This window comes from Micromonospora aurantiaca ATCC 27029, from assembly GCF_000145235.1.
In the GTDB taxonomy this organism is placed as follows: domain Bacteria; phylum Actinomycetota; class Actinomycetes; order Mycobacteriales; family Micromonosporaceae; genus Micromonospora; species Micromonospora aurantiaca.
Window position 1 is genome coordinate 5,214,615 of sequence record NC_014391.1, and the last position, 19,931, is coordinate 5,234,545.

A 19,931-nucleotide genomic window follows, 5' to 3' on the forward strand; every position below is an offset into this window, starting at 1 on the left:
GGCGCATGACGACGACACGACGGCTGGGCCGCAGCGGCATCGAGGTCAGCGCGATCGGTATGGGCTGCTGGGCGATCGGCGGCCCGCTCTGGGACGGCACCCAACCGCTCGGCTGGGGCGAGGTGGACGACGACGAGTCGGTGCGTACCGTCCACCGGGCGCTCGACCTGGGCGCGACGCTGTTCGACACCTCCAGCAACTACGGCGCGGGGCACAGCGAGCGGGTGCTCGGGCGCGCGCTCGCCGGCCGCCGGGACCGCGCGGTCATCGCCACCAAGTTCGGCTATCCCACCGACGAGGCGACCCGCCAGGCGCTCGGCGAGGACGCCAGCCCTGAGTACGCACGGCGCAGCCTGGAGGGTTCGCTGCGCCGGCTCGGCACCGACCACGTCGACCTCTACCAGCTCCACCTGGGCGGCCTGCCGGTGCCGCGGGCGCTGGACCTCGTCGGCACCCTGGAGGACCTGGTCGCCGAGGGAAAGATCCGGGCGTACGGCTGGAGCACCGACGACCCCGCCTCGGCGCGCGCCTTCGCCGAGGCCGGACCGCACTGCGCGGCGATCCAGCACGACCAGTCGGTGCTGCGGGACAACGCCGCCATGCTCGCGGTCTGCGCTGAGTTCGACCTGGCCGCTCTGAACCGGGGGCCGCTGGCGATGGGCCTGCTCACGGCGAAGTACCAGGATGCTCCCACCGCCCGGGGCGACGACGACGTGCGCGGCGTGGCCCCGGAGTGGCTGGACTGGTTCACCGGCGGCGTACCGCGCGCCGAGTGGGCCGAGCGGGTGGCCCGGGTCCGTGAGGCGCTGACCGCCGACGGCCGCACGCTCGCCCAGGGCGCGCTGGGCTGGCTGCTCGCCCGCAGCCCGCACACCCTGCCGATCCCCGGCTGCCGGACCGTCGGGCAGGCCGAGGAGAATCTCGGCGCGCTGGCGTACGGGCCGCTGCCGCAGGACGCGTTCGCCGAGGTGGAGCGCCTGCTCGCCGACCTGCGCACCGCCAAGGCCGACGCCTGACCAGCCAGGCCGGGCCGGCCGGCTGAGGGCGGCGCCGGTACGCAACCGGTGGGCGTGACGAGTGAGTGATTTCGCTCAACGCATCCGAATCGCGCCGCGTACTCGAAGATGTGAGCATGCGGATCCTCATGGCCGGCGCGTCCGGTTTCCTCGGCACCCGACTGGTCGACTGCCTCACCGCGGACGGCCACCAGGTCACCCGCCTGGTCCGCCGCCCGCCACGCACACCCGTCGAACGGCAGTGGAACCCCTCCGCCGCACAGATGGACCCGCAGTGTGTCGCCGACGCCGACGTGGTGGTGAACCTGGCCGGCGCCGGGGTGGGCGACAAGCGCTGGAACGACGAGTACCGGAAGGTGATCCGGACCAGCCGGGTGGACAGCACCACCACGCTCGCCATCACGATCGCCGGCCTGCCCGCCGCCGACCGTCCGACGGTGCTGCTGAACTCCTCCGCCGTCGGCTGGTACGGCAACACCGGCGACCGGACGGTAACCGAGGAGGCACCTGCGGGTGAGGGGTTCCTCGCCGACGTCTGCCGCGTCTGGGAGGCCGCGACCCGCCCGGCCGAGGACGCGGGCGTACGGGTGGTGCGCCTGCGTACCGGACTGCCGCTGCACCGCAACGGCGGCCTGCTCAAGCCGCAGTTGCTGCCGTTCCGGCTCGGCGTCGGCGGCAAGCTGGGCAACGGGCGGCAGTGGCTGCCGTGGATCTCGATGCGGGACTGGCTCGACGCCGCGAAGTTCCTGCTGAACCGCGACGGCATCGCCGGCGCGGTGAACGTGGTCGGCCCGGCGCCGGTCACCAACGCCGAGTTCACCAAGGAACTGGCCCGCCAACTGCACCGCCCGGCGATCATGCCGATCCCGGCGGTGGCGCTGAAGGTGGCGCTCGGCGGTTTCGCGCAGGAGGCGCTGACCAGCGCGCGGGTGCTGCCCGCCGTGCTCGACAAGGCCGGCTTCTCCTGGGCGCACCCGGACCTGGCGGGCGCGCTGCGCGCCGCCCTCTCCGAGTGACCGGCCGAGGGCGGCGCGACGCGGCGGATCAGCAGCCGATCACCCAGTACGCGGGCCCGGTCTGCTTCAGCCTGCTCGTGTAGAAGGTGTTGTAGAGGCCCATCCGCTGCCCGCTGCCGAGCGCGTAGGCGTACCCGCCGGACTGGTAGGCCCGCCCGGCCACCACGTGCGCGTAGTTGCTGGCGGTGACGCAGACCGGCGCGCTGGTCGGCGTGGGCGAGGCGGTCGGCGTGGGCGAGGCCGTCGGCGTGGGTGACGCAGTCGCCGTCGGGGTCGGGCTCGGCGAGGCGCCGCCACCGCCGAGCCCGAAGAAGACCGCGTCCCGGTACGTCGAACAGATGGTGTCCAGGAAGTACGCCCCGGCGGTGCCGCACTGGTCCGCGCCCGTACCCGGGTCGACGGGGGTGCCGTGGCCCATCCCGGAGACCCGGTAGAGGCGGACCTGGTCGGTGCCGTAGACCTCCAGGCTCGTGCCGGCCGGCAGCGTGGACGTGCTGGTCGGGGTGGTCGACACGCCCAGCACGTTCGTCCACTGGTCCCGCGACTCGGCGGCGTTCGCGGTCGCCACGGTGGTGTCGCTGGTGCCGTGCCAGATCGCCACCCGGGGGCGCTTGCCGGTGTACCCGGGGTACGCGCCGCGGACCAGGTCGCCCCACTGCGCCGGGGTCTTGTCCACGCCCGGGTTCATGCAGCTGAACGCGGTGACGGTGCTGGTGGCGCAGCGGTACGGGATGCCGGCGATGATCGAGCCGCCGGCGAAGACGTCGGGGTAGGCGGCAAGCATGGCCGCGCTCATCGCGCCACCGGCGGAGAGGCCGCTGACGTAGACGCGGGCGCCGTCGGTGCCGTAGGTGGTCTTGGCGTAGTCGACCATCTGCTTGATCGACAGCGCCTCGCCCTGGCCGCGTGCGGTGTCACCGGTCTCGAACCAGTTGAAGCAGGAGTTGGCGTTGTTGCCGCTGGGCTGCTGCGGCGCGATGAGCGTGAACTTCCACTGGTCGGCGTACTTCTGCCAGCCGGAGTTGGTGACGTAGGTCGAGGCGTTCTGCACGCAGCCGTGCAGCAGCACCACGGCGGGCGCGCCGGTGGGCAGGCCGTCCGGGCGGTACGCGTACATGGCCAGGTTGCCGGGGTTGGAGCCGAACCCGGTGACCTGGGTCAGCGAGGCGGCCTGGGCGGGAAGGGCGGCGACCAGCGCGGTGGCCGCGGCCAGCACGACCCCGGCCGCCGCCCCGGCGACGCGGGCGATGAGGGATGAGGAGCGGGGCACGGGGACCTCCCGATCGTGGAATGTGAACTGAGTCACCTCCGAGTTGCCGAGACGTTACGGCCGCGTTTCGTCACACCGGAATGGCCGCCGCTCACACATTCACGGTCACCGAAGTGTGCGGCGAGTTCCGTGTCCGGGCGGTCTGCCCAGGTCCGGTTGGTAACGTCCGCTGCGTGCCCTCCTCCCCGTCCCCGGCCGCCGGCCCGGCGCCGACGCGCGTCCGCGACCGACGCGCCGACCTGCTGGTCACGCTCGCCGCGCTGGCCCTGGCCCTCTGGGTGACGAGTGGCATGTGGCGGGATCCGAACAGCCGCGCGATCACCGTCAACTCCAGCGACCAGGCGCTGTTCGAGTGGCTGCTGGCCTTCGGCGGGCACGCGCTGACCCACGGGCAGAACCCGCTGTACACCACCTTGATCAACGTCCCGGACGGGGTGAACCTCGCGGTCAACACCTCGATCACCGTGTACGCGGCGGTCTTCGCGCCGCTGACGTACCTGATCGGGCCGCCCGCGACGTTCCTGGTGATCCTCACGCTCAACCTGGCCGCGACGGCGGTGGCCTGGTACTGGCTGCTCAGCCGGCACCTGGTGCGCAGCCGGCTGGCCGCCGGGGTGGGCGCGCTGTTCATCGCCTTCTGCCCGGCGATGGTGTCGCACGCCAACGCGCACCTGAACTGGACCGCGGGCTGGCTGGTGCCGCTGCTGATCTGGGGCGTGTTCCGGCTGCGCCGTCCGGGCCGGGCGGTCACCGGCGGGATCGTGCTCGGCCTGCTGGTGGCTGTCGCGTTCTCGATCGCCGCCGAGGGTCTGTTCTTCACCGCGCTGGCGCTCGGCGTGTTCCTCGTGGTGTGGGCGCTGCACCCGGCCCGCCGGTCCGAGGTACGCGCCGCGCTGCCCCGGATGGCGGCCGGGCTGGGCGTGACAGCGCTCGTCGCCGGGGCACTGCTGGCGTACCCGCTCTGGCTGCACTTCCTCGGACCGCAACGGTTCCACGGCACCGGGTTCGACCCGTTGATCCACTCCGAGGACATCGCCGCGTACGGGTCCTACCCGCGCCGGTCGCTCGCGGGCTGGGCCGGGTGGGGCACCTCGCTCGCGCCCAACCCGACGGAGGAGAACTCGTTCTTCGGCGTACCGCTGCTCCTGCTCGCCGCCGCCTGCTTCGCGCTGCTGTGGCGGCGCGCGGACCGCGCGTTCCGGGCCACCCTCGCGGCGCTCGGGGTGACCGCAGTGGTCTTCGCGGTGCTGTCGTGGGGCCCGACTGTGAAGTGGAACGGCCGCCGCTTCGACCAGACGCTGCCGTTCGGGGTGCTGGACAACCTGCCGGTGATCAACGCGGCGTTGCCGTCCCGGCTGGCGCTCGTGGTCGCGCCGGTCATCGGTCTGCTGCTGGCGTACGCGATCGACTCGCTGCATGCCCGGCCGCCACGGCACCGGGTAAGCGGGCTCGCCTGGGCGCTGGGCTTCGCCGCGGCGCTGCTGCCGCTGGTGCCCACGCCGCTGCTGACCAGCGTCCGCGAACCGATCCCGCAGTTCATCACCAGCGGCGCCTGGCAGCGCTACGTCCCGCCCGACGGGGTGCTGACGCCGCTGCCGCTGACCGTGGACGTCTACCCGGACGGGCAGCGCTGGCAGGCGTACGCGCTCGCCCACCGGCAGGGTGAGTTCCGGATCCCGTCCGGCTTCTTCCTCGGGCCCGGCGGGCCGGAGGGCCGGGGCCGGATCGGCCCGGTGCCGCGCACCTTCGACTCGCTGATGGACCAGGCGGGCCGGACCGGGCTGGTGCCGATCATCACCGACGGCAGCATCCGCGAGTCCCGGGCGGACCTGCGCTACTGGGGGGTCCAGGCGGTGGTGCTGCCGGACCGGGTGCACGGCGCCAAGTTCGACGTCGACGAGGAGGCGCTGCGGCGCACCGCCACCGCGCTGCTCGGCCCGCCCGAGCGGGTGGAGGACGTCTGGCTGTGGCGGGTGCCGGCCTGACCGTCGCCGTGTCCCCCGCGATGGCGACGAGGCTCACGGGTCCGGTTCCCGGAGGACGGGACTAGGCTGGACGGGTGAGCGTGACGACTTCCGGGCTGACCGCCGTCCGCGCAGGCCTGCTCGACTACCAGGCCGCCTGGGACGAGCAGCGTCGGCTGCACGAGGCGGTGGTGGCCGGCGAGCAGGGCGACACGGTGCTGCTGCTGGAGCACCCCAGCGTCTACACCGCCGGCAAGCGCACCGAGCCGTGGGACCGGCCGATGGACGGCACCCCGGTGGTGGACGTGGACCGCGGCGGGAAGATCACCTGGCACGGTCCGGGGCAGCTCGTCGGCTACCCGATCGTCCGGCTGCCCGACCCGGTCGACGTGGTCGCGTACGTCCGGCGCACCGAGCAGCTCCTGATCGACGTCTGCGCCGAGTTCGGGCTGTCCGCCGGCCGGGTCGAGGGACGCAGCGGCGTGTGGGTGCCGGAGGACGACCGGGGCCCGGCCCGCAAGGTCGCCGCCATCGGCATCCGGGTGGCCCGCGGCGTCACGCTGCACGGCTTCTCCGTCAACTGCGACTGCGACCTGGGCTTCTTCGACCGGATCGTGCCCTGCGGCATCCGCGACGCCGGGGTCACCTCGCTGACCGCCGAGCTGGGCCGGCCGATCACCGTCGCCGACGTGCTGCCGGTGGTCGAGCGGCACCTGCCGACGTTGACGCAGGTCTGAGCCCCGTGCGGCTCGACCTGGTCACGCTCGTCGTGACCGAGTACGACCCCGCGATCGCCTTCTTCACCGAGGTGCTCGGGTTCGAGCTGGCCGAGGACAAGCCGTCGCTGACGAACGACGGCCGGCCCAAGCGCTGGGTGGTCGTACGCCCGCCGGGCGGCGGCACCGGCCTGCTGCTGGCCCGTGCCGACGGCGAGCACCAGGCCGGCGCGGTCGGCGACCAGACCCACGGCCGGGTGGGCTTCTTCCTCCAGGTCGACGACTTCGAGGCGGTGCACCGCCGGATGGTCGACGCGGGCGTCGAGTTCGTCCGGCCGCCCCGCACCGAGCCGTACGGCCGGGTCGCGGTCTTCCGCGACATCGCCGGCAACTCCTGGGACCTGCTCGGCCCGGCCTGACCGCTCGGCGGCGCGGTGTGCGACCGGTCCGGATCGCCGCCCGCCCAGGGCCACCGCCCGCCCAGGCCCGCCGCCCACCCAGGCCCCGCCTCGCCGTCGGTCACGGTGAGTAACAAGGCTGCGCCCGCAGCATGTGGCCTCCCGCCGACTTTGCTCTGCAGCCGGATCCGCAACGGTCACTCCCGGTCAACCGCTGCGCCAGTGGCTGCAGAGCAAAGGGCGCAGACACCCTTCCCTCCCTCCCGAGGCCCGTCCGCCATAACCCCAGCTCAGCGCAATGCGTTGGCGTCGAGGGCAGCTCGACCACCCCGAAACAACCCTCACCGAGCGTGACCGCAAGGCCGAGCGACCTATCGTCACTCTCAGTGGCAGATTCGAGCCGATTCCGGAGAGCGGCGGCGAGACCGACGGTCCCGATGGCGAGCCCGCGCCCCGCCGTCAGGGCGTGAGGCGGTGCAGGTCGCGCGGGAAGGCGGTCACCTCCCGGACGTTCGCCGCCCCGGCCAGCCGGGCGACGAACCGCTCCAGCCCGATCGCGAAACCGCCGTGCGGCGGCATGCCGTGCCGGAACGCGTCCACGTACCCGGCGTACGGCTCCACCGGCTCGCCCCGCGCCGCCAGGGCGGCCAGGTAGTCGGCGTGCCGGTGCAGCCGCTGCCCGCCGGTCACCAGCTCCACGCCCCGGAACAGCAGGTCGAAACCGTTGGAGTACGCGGGCCGGGCCGGGTCCGGATGGGTGTAGAAGGGGCGCTTCGCCATCGGGTACCCGGTGACGAAGAGGAAGTCGCTGCCGTGCTCGCGGAGCGCCCACTCCCCCAGCGCCCGCTCGTGCGCCGGCGCAAGGTCGGGTTCGTCCGCCGGCGCTCCGGCGATCTTCAGCGCGTCGGTGAAGTGCACCGCCGGGATCTCGGCCGGCACCTCCGGCACCGTCACGCCGAGCGTCGCCAGCGCGCCACCGGCCCGCTCGCCGACCGTCGCCACCATCCCGGCCAGCGTCTCCCGCAGCACCGCCATGACGTCCCGGTGGTCGGCCACGAAGCCCAGCTCCACGTCGAGCGACGTGTACTGGGCCAGGTGGCGCACCGTGTCGTGCGGCTCGGCGCGGAACACCGGCCCCACCTCGTACACCCGCTCGAAGACGCCGACCATGAGCTGCTTGTAGAACTGCGGCGACTGCGCCAGGTAGGCCGGCCGCCCGAACCAGTCCAGCGCGAACACGTTAGCTCCGCTCTCGGTGGACGAGGCGACCACCTTCGGCGTGTGCACCTCGACGAAGCCCCGCCCGTCGAGCGTGGCCCGGAAGCCGGACACGGCCGCCGCCGAGATCCGCAGCGCGGCGGAGCGGACCGGGTGCCGCAGCGCGACCGGCGCGTGGTCGAGCTGGGTGGGCAGGGTGGCGGTGAGCACCGGCCGGTACAGGTCGAACGGGGGCGGGACGGCGGGCGGCCCGAGCGGACGTACCGTCGGCTCGACGACCTCGACCCCGGCGGGCGCGGTGGGGTTCGCGACCACCGTGCCGACGACCTCGACGACAGTCTCCTCGGTGAGCGCCTCGACCTGCTCCCGCACGGCGGGCGCGGCGACCACCACCTGGGCGAGCCCGGCGGCGTCCCGGACGATCAGGAAGGCCACCGACTTGAGCAGCCGGCGGCGGTGGACCCAGCCGGCGAGCCGCACTGTGGCGCCCACACGGGCGGGGAGTTCTGTGGACAGGATGCGTTGCACGACGACTACCTCCTTGACCAATCGCAACGCGATCCCCAGGGAGGTGTGGGCGAGCGGGAACCTCGCGGTGCCACCACACCTTCGCCCCCGCCAGGGCGGGAGCCTCGTTCGTCGCCTTTTCACCGGGGCCGGCCGGGCGGGCTCTACTGGGCGCGAAACGCCGTTCTTCCCGCAGCTCGGGAGGGTCTTCACGGACCGGCGCCAGGCCGCCTCACAGCAACCGGCGGCTCTCTCGACTGGCGGATCGGCCCGTTACTCGGCTCCGTCACAGCTCTGCCCGGCACGCTAGCACCGCACGCGCCGCGCTGTGACCGGGTTTTTTCGCCCCTGGTGTCCGGTGTCACAGCCATTCCGGCGTGACGGCCGTCGCCCTCGTTCATCGACCGGCACCGACCGGCGTACGCTCGGTTTTGTGACGATCGAGCAATCCGCGCCGACGACTGAGCAGCCAGCGCGCACCGCGACTGTCGCCCCGGAGGGGCGGCGGATGCTGCGGATCGAGGCGCGCAACGCCGAGACGCCGATCGAGCGCAAGCCGCCGTGGATCAAGGTCAAGGCCAAGATGGGCCCGGAGTACACCCAGTTGCGCGGGCTCGTCTCGCGCGAAGGGCTGCACACCGTGTGCCAGGAAGCCGGCTGCCCCAACATCTACGAGTGCTGGGAGGACCGGGAGGCCACCTTCCTCATCGGTGGTGACCAGTGCACCCGGCGCTGCGACTTCTGCCAGATCGACACCGGCAAGCCGGCCGAGTTCGACGCCGACGAGCCGCGGCGCGTCGCCGAGTCGGTCGCCGCGATGGGTCTGCGCTACGCGACCATCACCGGTGTCGCCCGCGACGACCTGCCCGACGGCGGGGCCTGGCTCTACGCCGAGACGGTCCGGCAGATCCACGCGCTTCAGTCCGGCTGCGGTGTCGAGCTGCTGATCCCCGACTTCAACGCCGTGCCCGAGCAGCTCGCCGAGGTCTTCGGCTCGCGGCCCGAGGTGCTGGCGCACAACGTGGAGACCGTGCCGCGCATCTTCAAGCGGATCCGCCCGGCGTTCCGCTACGAGCGTTCGCTGGACGTGATCCGCCAGGCGCGGGCCGACGGCCTGGTCACCAAGAGCAACCTGATCCTCGGCATGGGCGAGGAGCGCGCCGAGGTGTCCCAGGCGCTGCGAGACCTGCACGAGGCGGGCTGCGAACTGATCACCATCACGCAGTACCTGCGCCCCTCCCCCCGGCACCACCCGGTGACCCGCTGGGTCAAGCCGGAGGAGTTCGTCGAGCTGCGCGAGGAGGCCGAGGAGATCGGCTTCGCGGGCGTGATGAGCGGTCCCCTGGTCCGCTCGTCGTACCGCGCGGGCCGCCTCTACCAGCAGGCGCTCGACGCCCGCCGGGAGGTCACCGTCGCCGGCTGAGGCCGGCCGACCACCGCGTCACCCGCCGCCGGCCGCCTGCCGGATGCCATGATCACAGGCATGACCGCCGGGGTACGCGAGGAGCCACGCGAAGCCGTGCGCCCTCGTACGCCCCGGCGGCTGCCGTTTCCCACTCTGCTCGCCCTGCTCGTCGGGTTCGCCGGTGTGGGCTACCGGCTGGCGCTGCTGTTCGCCGACGCGCCGCCCACCAACAGCGACGAGGCGACGATGGGGCTGGCCGCCCTGCACATCGCCCGCGGTGACGGCTTCCCGGTGTGGTTCTACGGCCAGGCGTACATGGGCACGCTGGAGGCGTACCTGGCCGCGCCGCTGGTCGCGCTGGCCGGACCGTCGGTGCTCGTGCTGCGGGTGCCCACGCTGGCGCTGTACGCGTTGTTCCTGCTGCTGTCCTGGCGGCTGACCCGGCGGCTCGGCGGTGACCGCTGGTACGCCCTGCTGGTGGTCGCCGTGCTGGCGCTCGGCGCGGACCGGGTGGTGAAGAACCAGCTGATCGCCGGTGGCGGCTACCCGGAGCTGAACCCGGCCGGTGCCGCGCTGGCGCTGCTGACGGTCGGGCTCTGCCTGACCGGGGCGGGCGCGCGGCTGCCCCGCTGGGCGGCCTGGGGACTGGTCGCCGGAGTGCTGCTCTGGGTGGATCCGCTGATCCTGCCGTACGTGCTGACGCTCGGCGCGCTGCTCGTAGCCCGCCGGTGGCGGGAGCTGGCCGGCCGGGCCGGGGTGGTGCTGGCCGGCGCACTGCTGCTGGGCGCGGCGCCGATGCTCGTGGACAGCATCCGGCACGGCCGCAACCCGGTGACCGCGGTACTGGCGGCCGGTGGCACGGGCACACCGGCCGACTGGGCGGACCGGCTGCACGGCGCGCTGGTCCTCGGGCCGCCGCTGGCGATGGGCTTCTGCTCCCCCGGCCGGTGTGCCACCTGGCAGCTCTGGTGGGCCGTCGTCTTCCCGGTGCTGCTGGTGCTCGCCGCGTTCACCGCGTGGCACACGCTTCGCCGTACCTCGGGCGGGCCGGGCTCACCGGAGCGGGTGCAGGCCGGGGTGCGGCTCGCGCTGCTCGGCGGCGCGGCGGGTGTGCTCGGCGCGTACGCGGTGAGCAACGCGGCCGGGCAGACGCCGATCGAGAGCAGCCGCTACCTGTCGTGCCTGGCGGTCGCCGTGCCGGCCCTGCTCTGGCCACTGTGGCAGGCCGCCCGCCCGCTCGCTGCTCACCCGTTCGCCGCCCGCCGGCTGACGGCGCGCCGCCAGCTCGCCGAGGTGGCGGCATCGGAGGAGGGTGGATACCGCCATCTCCCCGAAGTGGAGTCGATCAAGGCGGCGGGCGGGCTGCCGGCTGGGCGGAGGGCCCGGATGGCGGGGGTCGGGGCGCTGGCGGTTATCGCGGGGGTGCTCGGCACCGGCGTGGCGGCCACTGTGGACGTGGCGCGGACCGCGCCGGGCGTGCACGCCGAGGCGGACCGGCACCGGTCGCTCGTGGACACGCTCGGCGCGCTCGACGTGCGGAACGTCCGCGGCGGCTACTGGACGTGCAACCGGCTCACCTACGCGACAGGCGAGAACGTGCTCTGCGCCGTGGTCGACGACGACCTGACCCCCGGTTTCGACAGGCTGCCCGCGTACCGGCGGGAGGTGGCCGCCGACCCGGACGCGGCGTGGGTGGCACCGGCCGGCTCGCCGCTGGCCGCGCGGCTGGACGAACGCGTCGGCGCCGAATCGGGGACGCTCGACGTCGTCACCGTGGCCGGCTGGCGGATCTACCTGCCCCGCCGCTGACGCAGGCCCGGCACGGCTACCGGCCCGGCCCGGCGCTCGGCTGTGACGGTCGGCTGGCCCGGCGTCCGGCCGGCCCGACGCTCGACCGGCCCGACGCTCGACCGGCCCGGCGCGTCCTGACGCGAAGCGGGATGGTCCGGCGCGCTACCTGGCGCGGCGCTGTGCCGGGACGGGTGGCTGGGGGTCGAGCAGGCCGAGGCGGTGCGCCAGCGCGGCGGCCTCCACCCGGTTGGTCACGTCGAGCTTGGCGATGATCCGGGAGACGTGCACGCTCGCCGTCTTCGGCGAGATGAACAGGCGCTCGGCGATCCGGCTGTTGCTGTGCCCCTCGGCGACCAGCCGCAGCACCTCCTGCTCCCGGCTGGTCAGCAGGTCCGGCCCGGGGCGCCCGGTGCCGCGCAGCCCGACCCGGCGGGCAAGCGTCGCCGCCTGCTCGCCCAGCGGGGTGGCACCCAGCCGGGCGGCCAGCTCGGCCGTCTCCCGTACCGCGGCGGCCACCTCGTCCCGCTCGCCCGCTGCCGCGGCCGCCTCGGCCAGCCCGAGCAGCGCCCGGCCCAGCGGGTACGGCTGCCCGGCCGTCCGCCACGCCGCCACCGTCGCCCGCCACGCGGCGAGCGCGTCGGCGGGACCGGTGGGCGCCGTCCCGCCGAGGATCGCGGTGACGTGGGCGGCGTGGGCGTGCTCGGCCGGGTGCCGGGCCGGCAGCGCGGCGGCCACCGCCGACACGTCGGCGGCGAGCGTCGCGTCCCCGGTCAGCGCGGCGGTACGCGCCAGCGCGTTCAGCACCGGCCAGCCCTCGCGGGGCAGGTCGGCCAGGTGCGCGTCGGCCAGGGCGGCGCGCGCCGCGCGTACCGCCTCGGGCTTGTCGTCGGCGGCGAGCGCCGCCTCCACGCGCAGCTCGTGCAGCGGCAGCCGGTGGTTCGGCCAGAGGTACGGGCGGCCGAGGAACGCCAGCGCCCGCCCGACGACCTCGTCCGCGCCCGGATGGGCGCGGGCGAGGTGGAGCCCGGCGCGCAGTTGCAGCCAGTGCAGCCCGGACACGCCGGGCGGGTCGATGCGGGCGGCCTCGGCGCAGGTGGCGTCCGCCTCGTCCCAGCGGCCCAGCGCGATCAGTGCCTCGGCCCGGTTCGACAGCAGGTACGCCCCGATCGAGCGGCTGATGCCGACCCGGCGCGCCTCGCTCACCCCGGCCGCGGCCGCCTGTTCGGACTCGTCGTAGCGGCCCAGCTCGTAGAGCACGTCGGAGAGGAAGACCAGTGCGCTGACCAGGGCCCACGAGTCGTCGGCCGCCCGGGCCCGCGCCTCCACCCGGCGCAGCTCGGCCAGCCCCAGCTCCGGCGTGCCGTCGATGCGGTGCAGCAGGGCGATCCGGGTGGGCAGCAGCACCAGGTCGGTGCCGACCTCGGACGCGCCGGCCGCGGCCTCGGTGGCGACCGAGGCGGCCTCCCGAGGGTCGACCTTCATCAGGTGCGACGCGATGTCGGCGAGCACGCCGAGACGTTCCGGGCCGTGCGGCGCACCCGCCGCCAGCCGGTACGCCTCGCGCAGCTCGGCCGCGCCGTCGCTCTTGCCGAGCAGCGCGAACAACCGGCCCCGGTGGTCGAGCAGGCGCGCCGCGCGCAGCGGTTCGGCGTCGGAGTCGACCTCGGCCAGCGCGGCCCGGGTGAGCGTGAGCGCCCGGCTGAGGTCTCCGGCGGTCACCGCCGCGGTGAGCGTGTCCTCCAGCACCCGCAGGTGGTCCATGCCGAGCCGGTCGGCGGCGTCGGGCACCTGCTCCCAGAGTTCGAGGACGCGCTCCAGCAGCCGGCTCTGCTCGGCGTACGCGTACCGCTCGGCCGCCGCCTCGGCGGCGACCCGGGCCGCGGTGAGCGCGCGCGGGTGGTCGTGTGCCGCGTACCAGTGGTGGGCGATCTCAGCCGGCGCGCGACCGGCGGCGACCAGGTGCGGCTGAGCCTCGATCGCCGCGGCGTACCGGGCGTGCAGCCGCGCGTGCTCGCCGGGCAGCAGGTCGTCGTGCACGGCCTCGCGGACCAGCGCGTGCCGGAACTCGTAGTCGCCGTCCGGGTCGGCCACCACGAGCTGACCGGCGACGGCGGCGCGCAGCGCGTCCTCCAGTTCGGCCTCGGGCAGGCCGGCCACCTCGGCGAGGAGCTGGTGGGCGAACCGGGTGCCCCCGGCGGCGGCGATCCGCAGCACCCGCTGGGCCGGCTCGGGCAGCCGGTCGACGCGGGCCAGCAGCAGGTCGCGCAGCGTCTCCGGGATGGCCGCGCAGCCGACCGGGCCACCGGCGGCGGCCAGCTCCTCGATGAAGAACGGGTTGCCCTGGGTGCGTTCGTGCACGTCGTCGACGGTCCGGGCGACCTGCTCGGTGCCGAGCAGGTCGGCCAGCACGGCGGCGGTGCCGTCGCGGTCGAGGCGGCCCAGCTCGATCCGGTCCACGCCGCGGACCCGGTCCAGCTCGGCGAGGAACGGCCGCAGCGGGTGCCCCCGGTGCAGCTCGTCGGTGCGGTACGTGCAGACCACCAGCAGGCGGGTGGCGCGGGCGGCCCGCACCAGGAAGCCGATCAGATCCCGGGTGGACCGGTCGGCCCAGTGCAGGTCCTCGATCACCAGCACCAGCGGGCGTTCCTCGGCGATCCGCCGGAACAGCTCGGCGACCAGGTCGAACAGGTAGCCGCGCGGGGTGTCGGCGAGGGCCGGCCCGGCGGGCGCGGCGACGCCTGCGGGCATCCGGGCCAGCTCCGGCAGCAGCCGGGCGAACTCCGCCTCGTAGCCGGCGAAGGCGGCCGGCCCGTCGTGGCGCAGCACGTCGCGCAGCGCGGCGGCGAACGGGGCGAACGGGAGGCCCGCCTCGCCCAGCTCCAGGCACTGGCCGACGAGCAGGCGCGCGCCGGCGGCGTCCACCTGCGTGCCGAACTCCTCCAGCAGCCGGGTCTTGCCGACGCCCGCTTCGCCGCCGACGAGCACCGTCGCCGGCTCGCCGGTCCGGGACCGGGCCAGCGCGTCGCCGAGCGCGGCCAGCTCGGGCCGGCGGCCGACGAGGACGGTGCTGGCGGCGCGTACGGTCACGCCGTCGAGCATGCCACGGCCCTCCGACGGCCCTACCGGGCCGATCGGACGGCGGAAGGCCGCCGGTCCGGCCGCCCCCGTGACGGCCGGACCGGCGAACTCCCCCACGGCACCGGCCGCGCCCACATTCCCGGGGACGGCCGGACCGGCGAACTCCCCACGACCCACAGCACCGGCCGCACCGGCGAGCCCGGCGACGGCCGCCGGTGTGGTCACCGGCGGGCGTCGGCGGGGCGGGCGTTGTGCTGGCGGCGGCTGAGCCAGCCGCGCGGGTGCCGGCGTGGCAGCGACCGGGCAAGCCGGTCCTGGGCCGCGTCGGCCTGCAGCTCGGCGGCGTGGCTGCGGTGGATGCTGAGGATGAGGTCTGCGTCGTTGCCGAACATCTCGGATCTCCCTGTCGTGCGGTGTGTCCCTGTCGAGATCGACTCTCCACGCGAAGGTGCCCCCGGGGCATGGGTACGCCGCCTGATCTTCGGCCGTCCCGCCTCCTTACCGGCGGGCCGATTCGGGACGGCGCGGCGGTAAGGTACTCAGCCCACGGCGCAGGGGGCGGCCACGGATCAACGGGGTGCGCGCCGACCACTAGACTCTGCGGTATGGCAAAGCCCCAGGAGAAGGTCTCGTTCGGCCAGCGGCTGAAGCAGATCGGGATGGTGTTCCGGTTCACCGCCAAGCAGGACAAGTGGTTCGCGCCGCTGACCGCGGCGGCGGTGCTGATCCCGCTCGCGCTCACCGTGGTCGCGGTGATCGCCTGGGGCTGGATCTGGTTGCCGATCGGCATCCTGCTCGCCCTGCTCGCCGTGCTGATCGTGCTCAACTTGCGCTCCAACAAGGCGATGATGAACGCCGCCGAGGGGCAGCCGGGTGCGGCGGCGCAGATCATGGAGAGCATGCGCGGCGACTGGCGGGTCACCCCGGCGGTCAGCTCCACCACCCAGATGGACATGGTGCACCTGGTGGTGGGCCGGCAGGGTGTGATCCTGCTGGCCGAGGGCAACCCGCAGCGCGTACGCGGCCTGCTCGGCCAGGAGAAGCGCCGCCTGGCGAAGGTGATCGGCACCGCCCCGCTGCACGACTACGTGATCGGGCAGGGCGAGGGTGAGCTGCCGGTCCGCAAGCTGCGGATGACGCTGATGCGGCTGCCCCGCGCCCTGTCCCCCAAGGACGTCAACGCGCTCGACAAGCGGCTCAAGGCGCTCACCGCGCGGCCGCAGATGCCCAAGGGCGCGATCCCGAAGAACATGCGGCCGGCGCGTGGCGCGTTCCGGCAGACCCGGGGTCGCTGACTTCCGGCGTACGCGAGAAAGGAGCCGGTCCCGTGCGGGGCCGGCTCCTTTCTCGTGCGGGTCAGCGGCGCGGGGCGTCGGTGACGACGGACCCGGCGAGCCGGTCGTGCAGGCCGCGCCGGTGCTCGTCCATCAGCAGGGCCGGCACCACGAGGGCCAGCAGGAAGCCGCGCAGCAGTCCGCGGAGCAACCCGATCCGGCCGCCGTCGGCCCAGGACACGCAGCGCAGCCGGGTCAGGTACATGCCGGGGGTCTGAGCGAACAGGCCGATGAAGAAGCCGTACTCCAGGATCAGCACCAGGACCGGCGGCCAGCCGTCGCGCACCGGGTCGGAGAAGGCCCGGGCGACCATCAGGCACAGCACCCAGTCGATGATCAGGGCGCCGAAGCGGCGGCCGAGGCTGGGCGGGGTGAAGGCGGGATCGGTGGCGGGCGGCACCGGTGTGGCGGCGGTATCGGTCACAGCGGCCAGGGTAGCGCCGCCGCGACCCCTGACGAAAAATACGACATTCGGCATCAGAGGGTGCCGGGATGACGCTCCGCAAGCGACGTAACACGGCGGAAACAGACGAGACACGGCCGGGCAACCCCCCGGCCATAGCGTCGCCAGTAGCCAGCTAACGGAGTGGACCTGCCAGGAGGACGTGTGTTCGCCAATTCCGAGGAACTCCTGCGATACCTCGCCAACGAGGACGTGAAGTTCGTCGACGTACGTTTCTGTGACCTGCCCGGCGTGATGCAGCACTTCAACCTGCCGGTCGAGTCGTTCGACGACAGCGTCTTCACCGACGGCCTCGCCTTCGACGGATCCTCGATCCGCGGCTTCCAGGCCATCCACGAGTCCGACATGCTCCTGCTGCCGGACGTCGCCACCGCCTTCATCGACCCGTTCCGGGCCCAGAAGACGCTCGCGCTCAACTTCTTCATCCACGACCCGTTCACCCGCGAGGCGTACTCCCGCGACCCGCGCAACGTGGCGAAGAAGGCCGAGGCGTACCTGGCGGCGAGCGGCATCGCCGACACCGCCTACTTCGGCGCCGAGGCGGAGTTCTACATCTTCGACTCGATCCGCCACGAGACCTCGGCACACCAGTCGTTCTACTACATCGACTCGATCGAGGGCGCCTGGAACAGCGGCCGGATCGAGGAGGGCGGCAACCGCGGCTACAAGACCGCCTACAAGGGCGGCTACTTCCCGGTGCCCCCGGTCGACCACTACGCCGACCTGCGCGACCGGATCGTGCGGCGCCTCGTCGACGGCGGCTTCACGGTCGAGCGGTCGCACCACGAGGTCGGCACCGCCGGCCAGTCGGAGATCAACTACAAGTTCTCCACGCTGCTGCACGCCGCCGACCAGCTCCAGCTGTTCAAGTACATCGTCAAGAACGAGACCTGGGCCGCCGGCAAGACCGCGACGTTCATGCCGAAGCCGCTGTTCGGTGACAACGGCTCCGGCATGCACACCCACCAGAGCCTGTGGCGTGGCGGCGAGCCGCTGTTCTACGACGAGACCGGCTACGCCGGCCTGTCCGACACCGCCCGCTGGTACATCGGCGGCCTGCTGCACCACGCCCCGTCGCTGCTGGCCTTCACCAACCCGACGGTGAACTCCTACCGTCGTCTGGTGCCGGGCTTCGAGGCGCCGGTCAACCTGGTCTACTCGCAGCGCAACCGCTCCGCGTGCACCCGCATCCCGGTGACCGGCAGCAACCCGAAGGCCAAGCGCGTCGAGTTCCGGGTGCCGGACCCGTCCAGCAACCCGTACCTGGCGTTCTCGGCGATGATGATGGCCGGCCTGGACGGCATCAAGAACAAGATCGAGCCGCCGGCGCCGATCGACAAGGACCTCTACGACCTGCCGCCGGAGGAGTGGGGCGACGTCAAGCAGGTCCCGGGTTCGCTGCCGGAGGTGCTCAACGCGCTCGAGGCCGACCACGACTACCTGCTCGACGGCGGCGTGTTCACGCCGGACCTGATCTCCACCTGGGTCGACTGGAAGCGGGCCAACGAGGTCGACCCGGTGCGTCTGCGCCCGACCCCGCACGAGTTCGCGATGTACTTCGACTGCTGAGGTAGATCAAGGCGCCGACCCGCACGAATCGGGTCCGACCTGACGGACGGCGGTCATGCCGGCTCACAGCCGGCGTGGCCGCCGTTTCGTGTCGAGCGGTCGCGTGCTGATCGTGGCATGGCCGGATGTCAGCGATGATGAGGCGACCGCTCGTAGGGGTAGTGATGACAACACGACCGACGCTGTTCCTGACCGTAGGACTGCCGGGCACCGGGAAGACCACGGAGGCGCGGCGCATAGAGGTCGAGGAGAAGGCCCTTCGTCTGACGAAGGACGAGTGGGTGAAGGCCCTCTACGGGCTGGCGAACCCGCCGTCGGCTTCGGACGTCATCGAGGGACGGCTCATCGAGATCGCGCTGCGGGCGCTCGAACTCGGCGTCAACGTCGTCATCGACTTCGGCCTCTGGGGCCGAGATGAGCGCTCGGCTCTACGACAGGCAGCAGCCGACCTCGGAGCGTCGGTGACGATGCGCTACTTCCAGCTCACACCGGCCGAGCAGCGGCAACGGCTTGACCGGCGGCAGGCCGAGGAGCCGCACACGACCTGGCACATGTCCGACGAGGAACTCGCCACGTGGGCTGCCGTCATGAGCATCCCGACGCCGGGGGAACTGGACGGCAGTGAACCTGTCGACGATCCACCGGCCGGGTTCGCCACCTGGGACGAGTGGCGCAGGCACCGCTGGCCTGCCGTCATCTCCTAGAACCGCGTGGGAACGTCCACACGACCGCCACGACCACCACCAGCGCCGTCATCAGCACCGCGCCCGGCGCCTTGCTGAACCGGGCCAGGTTGGATCCGTCCGGCAGGGTGAGCGCCGAGGCCACCGCGCAGGGCGCCACGAACCAGACCTGCCGGGCCAGCGGCACCGCCGCGACCGCGAGCAGGGTCAGCGGCCAGATCGCGTACCAGGGGTGGAAGACCGGGGCGAGCAGCACCGTGGCGGCGAGCGCCAGCCCCGCGCCGAGCAGCGCCACCCGGGGGCGGGCCAGCGTCAGCCGGGCCACCCGCTGCCGGGTGTCGTTGAGCCGCCGCAGCGCCGTCCACGCCTGCCACCACAGGGCGACGAGCGTCCCGGCGAGCAGCACCAGCGCGACCCCCCGGGTCACCGGCACCGCCTGCGGTCGTAGGCCGGCCAGCTCACCGCCGTAGTCGATGACGAAGCCGACGGCTGTGGGCGGGGAGGTCCACTGCTGCGAGTCGCCGCTGTGGCCGAGCCCCTCCACCCAGCCCAGCCCGAGGCCGGTGGCGAGCGACACGACCAGCAGCGTGCCGAGCACCGAGGCGGCCAGCTGCCCGCCGTCGCGCAGCAGCGCCCGCCAGGTGTAGCGGCCGAGCACGGCGGCGAGCGCCGCGAACGGCAGCGCCACGACGGCGACCGCCTTCACCGCCACGGCCAGGCCGAGCAGCACCCCGGCCACCAGCAGCGCGCGCGGCTTGCCCGGCAGGCGGACCAGCACCAGCAGGCCGAGCAGGAGCAGCCCGAGCGCGAGCGCGTCGTTGTGCGCGCCCGCCACCAGGTGGATCCCGACCAGCGGGCACGCGAGCACCAGCCAGGCGGCGCGGCGGGTGGGCACCCCGGCGGCGCGGGCCAGGCCGGGCAGGCAGAGCGCGGCCAGCAGCACCCCGGCCACCGCGACCAGCCGCAGCGCCACGACCGTCCCGATCAGGCCGCCACCGGCGAGGACTGCGAGCCCGGCCAGCAGCACGAAGAACGGCCCGTACGGCGCCGGGGTGTCCCGCCAGATCGGCGACACCGAGTCGGTCCACGGGCAGTTAGCGGCGGCGACCCCCACCCGGTACGGGCTGAGCCCCTGCGTCCACGTCCAGCCCTGGCAGGCGTACGAGTAGACGTCGCGGCTGCCGATCGGCGGCGCGGCGAGCAGCGGCAGCGACCAGAGCCCGGCGGTCACGTACGCCCACCGGCCGGACGGGGCGCCCCACCGCAGCGACCACCAGGCGCCCACGAGCAGCAGCGTCCCGGCCAGCCAGCAGCCGAGCGTCACCGGCCCGTGCGGTGCGGCCCAGATCGCGGCGAGCGTGCCGCGCGGTGGTGTGCCCGGTAGCGCGCCGCCGAGCCATCCGGCGACGGTGAGCAGTACGGCACCGGCGAGGCCGGCGTAGCGGGCGAGACCGGCGGCGATCGGCCGGACGGGTCCGTCGGGCTCGCTCACCGGCACACTCC

At 73.8% G+C, this 19,931-nt stretch carries 16 protein-coding genes; 10 read left to right on the forward strand and 6 right to left on the reverse strand.

All coding sequences use genetic code 11. From position 1 onward, the window contains the following. The first annotated feature begins 5 nt into the window (after positions 1-5). Complete coding sequence (locus MICAU_RS22950; RefSeq protein WP_013287736.1) at positions 6-1,016, forward strand: aldo/keto reductase; 1,011 nt, start codon at positions 6-8, stop codon at positions 1,014-1,016. A gap of 116 nt (positions 1,017-1,132) precedes the next feature. Next, positions 1,133-2,032, forward strand: coding sequence for a TIGR01777 family oxidoreductase (locus tag MICAU_RS22955; protein ID WP_041799084.1), 900 nt, complete (start codon positions 1,133-1,135; stop codon positions 2,030-2,032). Between the two features lie 28 nt (positions 2,033-2,060). On the opposite strand, the gene MICAU_RS22960 is transcribed toward MICAU_RS22955, so the two are convergent. Next, positions 2,061-3,302, reverse strand: a complete 1,242-nt coding sequence (locus MICAU_RS22960; RefSeq protein WP_013287738.1) for an extracellular catalytic domain type 1 short-chain-length polyhydroxyalkanoate depolymerase — start codon at positions 3,300-3,302, stop codon at positions 2,061-2,063. A gap of 173 nt (positions 3,303-3,475) precedes the next feature. On the opposite strand from MICAU_RS22960, the gene MICAU_RS22965 reads away from it, so the two are divergent. The 3 genes from MICAU_RS22965 to MICAU_RS22975 all read left to right on the forward strand — a co-directional run bounded on the left by MICAU_RS22965 (position 3,476) and on the right by MICAU_RS22975 (position 6,401). Then, positions 3,476-5,287: a DUF6311 domain-containing protein gene (locus tag MICAU_RS22965; RefSeq protein WP_041799085.1), complete on the forward strand. Its 1,812-nt coding sequence runs from the start codon at positions 3,476-3,478 to the stop codon at positions 5,285-5,287. Positions 5,288-5,361: 74 nt separating this feature from the next. Continuing rightward, positions 5,362-6,003 carry a lipoyl(octanoyl) transferase LipB gene (gene lipB, locus MICAU_RS22970; protein WP_030273076.1) on the forward strand — a complete coding sequence of 214 codons (642 nt, stop codon included), beginning with the start codon at positions 5,362-5,364 and terminating at the stop codon, positions 6,001-6,003. 5 nt (positions 6,004-6,008) lie between these two features. After that, positions 6,009-6,401 carry a VOC family protein gene (locus MICAU_RS22975; protein WP_013287741.1) on the forward strand — a complete coding sequence of 131 codons (393 nt, stop codon included), beginning with the start codon at positions 6,009-6,011 and terminating at the stop codon, positions 6,399-6,401. 438 nt (positions 6,402-6,839) lie between these two features. Here the strand turns inward: MICAU_RS22975 and aspS are convergent, their stop codons facing one another. After that, positions 6,840-8,126 carry an aspartate--tRNA(Asn) ligase gene (aspS, locus tag MICAU_RS22980; protein ID WP_013287742.1) on the reverse strand — a complete coding sequence of 429 codons (1,287 nt, stop codon included), beginning with the start codon at positions 8,124-8,126 and terminating at the stop codon, positions 6,840-6,842. A 412-nt stretch (positions 8,127-8,538) separates the two neighbouring features. Here aspS and lipA point away from each other — a divergent pair, with 412 nt between their 5' ends. Both lipA and MICAU_RS22990 read left to right on the forward strand, forming a co-directional pair. Further along, complete coding sequence (gene lipA, locus MICAU_RS22985) at positions 8,539-9,528, forward strand: lipoyl synthase (RefSeq protein ID WP_013287743.1); 990 nt, start codon at positions 8,539-8,541, stop codon at positions 9,526-9,528. A 60-nt stretch (positions 9,529-9,588) separates the two neighbouring features. After that, a complete protein-coding gene (locus MICAU_RS22990) occupies positions 9,589-11,319 on the forward strand; it encodes a DUF423 domain-containing protein (protein ID WP_167545744.1) in 1,731 nt (576 codons plus the stop codon). 144 nt (positions 11,320-11,463) lie between these two features. On the opposite strand, the gene MICAU_RS22995 is transcribed toward MICAU_RS22990, so the two are convergent. Together MICAU_RS22995 and MICAU_RS32755 are read right to left on the reverse strand one after the other, a co-directional pair. Next, a complete protein-coding gene (locus MICAU_RS22995; RefSeq protein ID WP_244879656.1) occupies positions 11,464-14,388 on the reverse strand; it encodes an ATP-binding protein in 2,925 nt (974 codons plus the stop codon). Positions 14,389-14,600: 212 nt separating this feature from the next. Then, a complete protein-coding gene (locus MICAU_RS32755) occupies positions 14,601-14,771 on the reverse strand; it encodes a hypothetical protein (protein WP_013287746.1) in 171 nt (56 codons plus the stop codon). A gap of 213 nt (positions 14,772-14,984) precedes the next feature. On the opposite strand from MICAU_RS32755, the gene MICAU_RS23000 reads away from it, so the two are divergent. Next, positions 14,985-15,674, forward strand: a complete 690-nt coding sequence (locus tag MICAU_RS23000) for a DUF4191 domain-containing protein (protein WP_013287747.1) — start codon at positions 14,985-14,987, stop codon at positions 15,672-15,674. Between the two features lie 61 nt (positions 15,675-15,735). On the opposite strand, the gene MICAU_RS23005 is transcribed toward MICAU_RS23000, so the two are convergent. Beyond that, entirely contained in the window at positions 15,736-16,191 is a 456-nt protein-coding gene (locus MICAU_RS23005; RefSeq protein WP_013287748.1) for an RDD family protein, read from the reverse strand. Between the two features lie 129 nt (positions 16,192-16,320). Between MICAU_RS23005 and glnA the strand changes: the two genes are divergently transcribed. Both glnA and MICAU_RS23015 read left to right on the forward strand, forming a co-directional pair. Next, positions 16,321-17,745: a type I glutamate--ammonia ligase gene (gene glnA, locus MICAU_RS23010; protein ID WP_013287749.1), complete on the forward strand. Its 1,425-nt coding sequence runs from the start codon at positions 16,321-16,323 to the stop codon at positions 17,743-17,745. 164 nt (positions 17,746-17,909) lie between these two features. Beyond that, the gene (locus tag MICAU_RS23015; RefSeq protein WP_013287750.1) at positions 17,910-18,449 is read left to right on the forward strand and encodes an ATP-binding protein; all 540 of its coding nucleotides are present in this window, start codon (positions 17,910-17,912) and stop codon (positions 18,447-18,449) included. Here MICAU_RS23015 and mptB read toward each other — a convergent pair. Beyond that, a complete protein-coding gene (gene mptB / locus MICAU_RS23020) occupies positions 18,439-19,920 on the reverse strand; it encodes a polyprenol phosphomannose-dependent alpha 1,6 mannosyltransferase MptB (protein WP_013287751.1) in 1,482 nt (493 codons plus the stop codon). The genes MICAU_RS23015 and mptB overlap by 11 nt on opposite strands. Positions 19,921-19,931: the final 11 nt, after the last annotated feature.

Excerpts from the sequence above, each read along its gene's own strand:
- MICAU_RS23005 (WP_013287748.1), bottom strand. The coding sequence starts at position 16,191 with ATGCCGAATGTCGTATTTTTCGTCAGGGGTCGCGGCGGCGCTACCCTG.
- MICAU_RS23015 (WP_013287750.1), top strand. The coding sequence starts at position 17,910 with ATGACAACACGACCGACGCTGTTCCTGACCGTAGGACTGCCGGGCACC.
- MICAU_RS23000 (WP_013287747.1), top strand. The coding sequence starts at position 14,985 with ATGGCAAAGCCCCAGGAGAAGGTCTCGTTCGGCCAGCGGCTGAAGCAG.
- MICAU_RS22950 (WP_013287736.1), top strand. The coding sequence starts at position 6 with ATGACGACGACACGACGGCTGGGCCGCAGCGGCATCGAGGTCAGCGCG.
- MICAU_RS22990 (WP_167545744.1), top strand. The coding sequence starts at position 9,589 with ATGACCGCCGGGGTACGCGAGGAGCCACGCGAAGCCGTGCGCCCTCGT.
- MICAU_RS32755 (WP_013287746.1), bottom strand. The coding sequence starts at position 14,771 with ATGTTCGGCAACGACGCAGACCTCATCCTCAGCATCCACCGCAGCCAC.
- MICAU_RS22955 (WP_041799084.1), top strand. The coding sequence starts at position 1,133 with ATGCGGATCCTCATGGCCGGCGCGTCCGGTTTCCTCGGCACCCGACTG.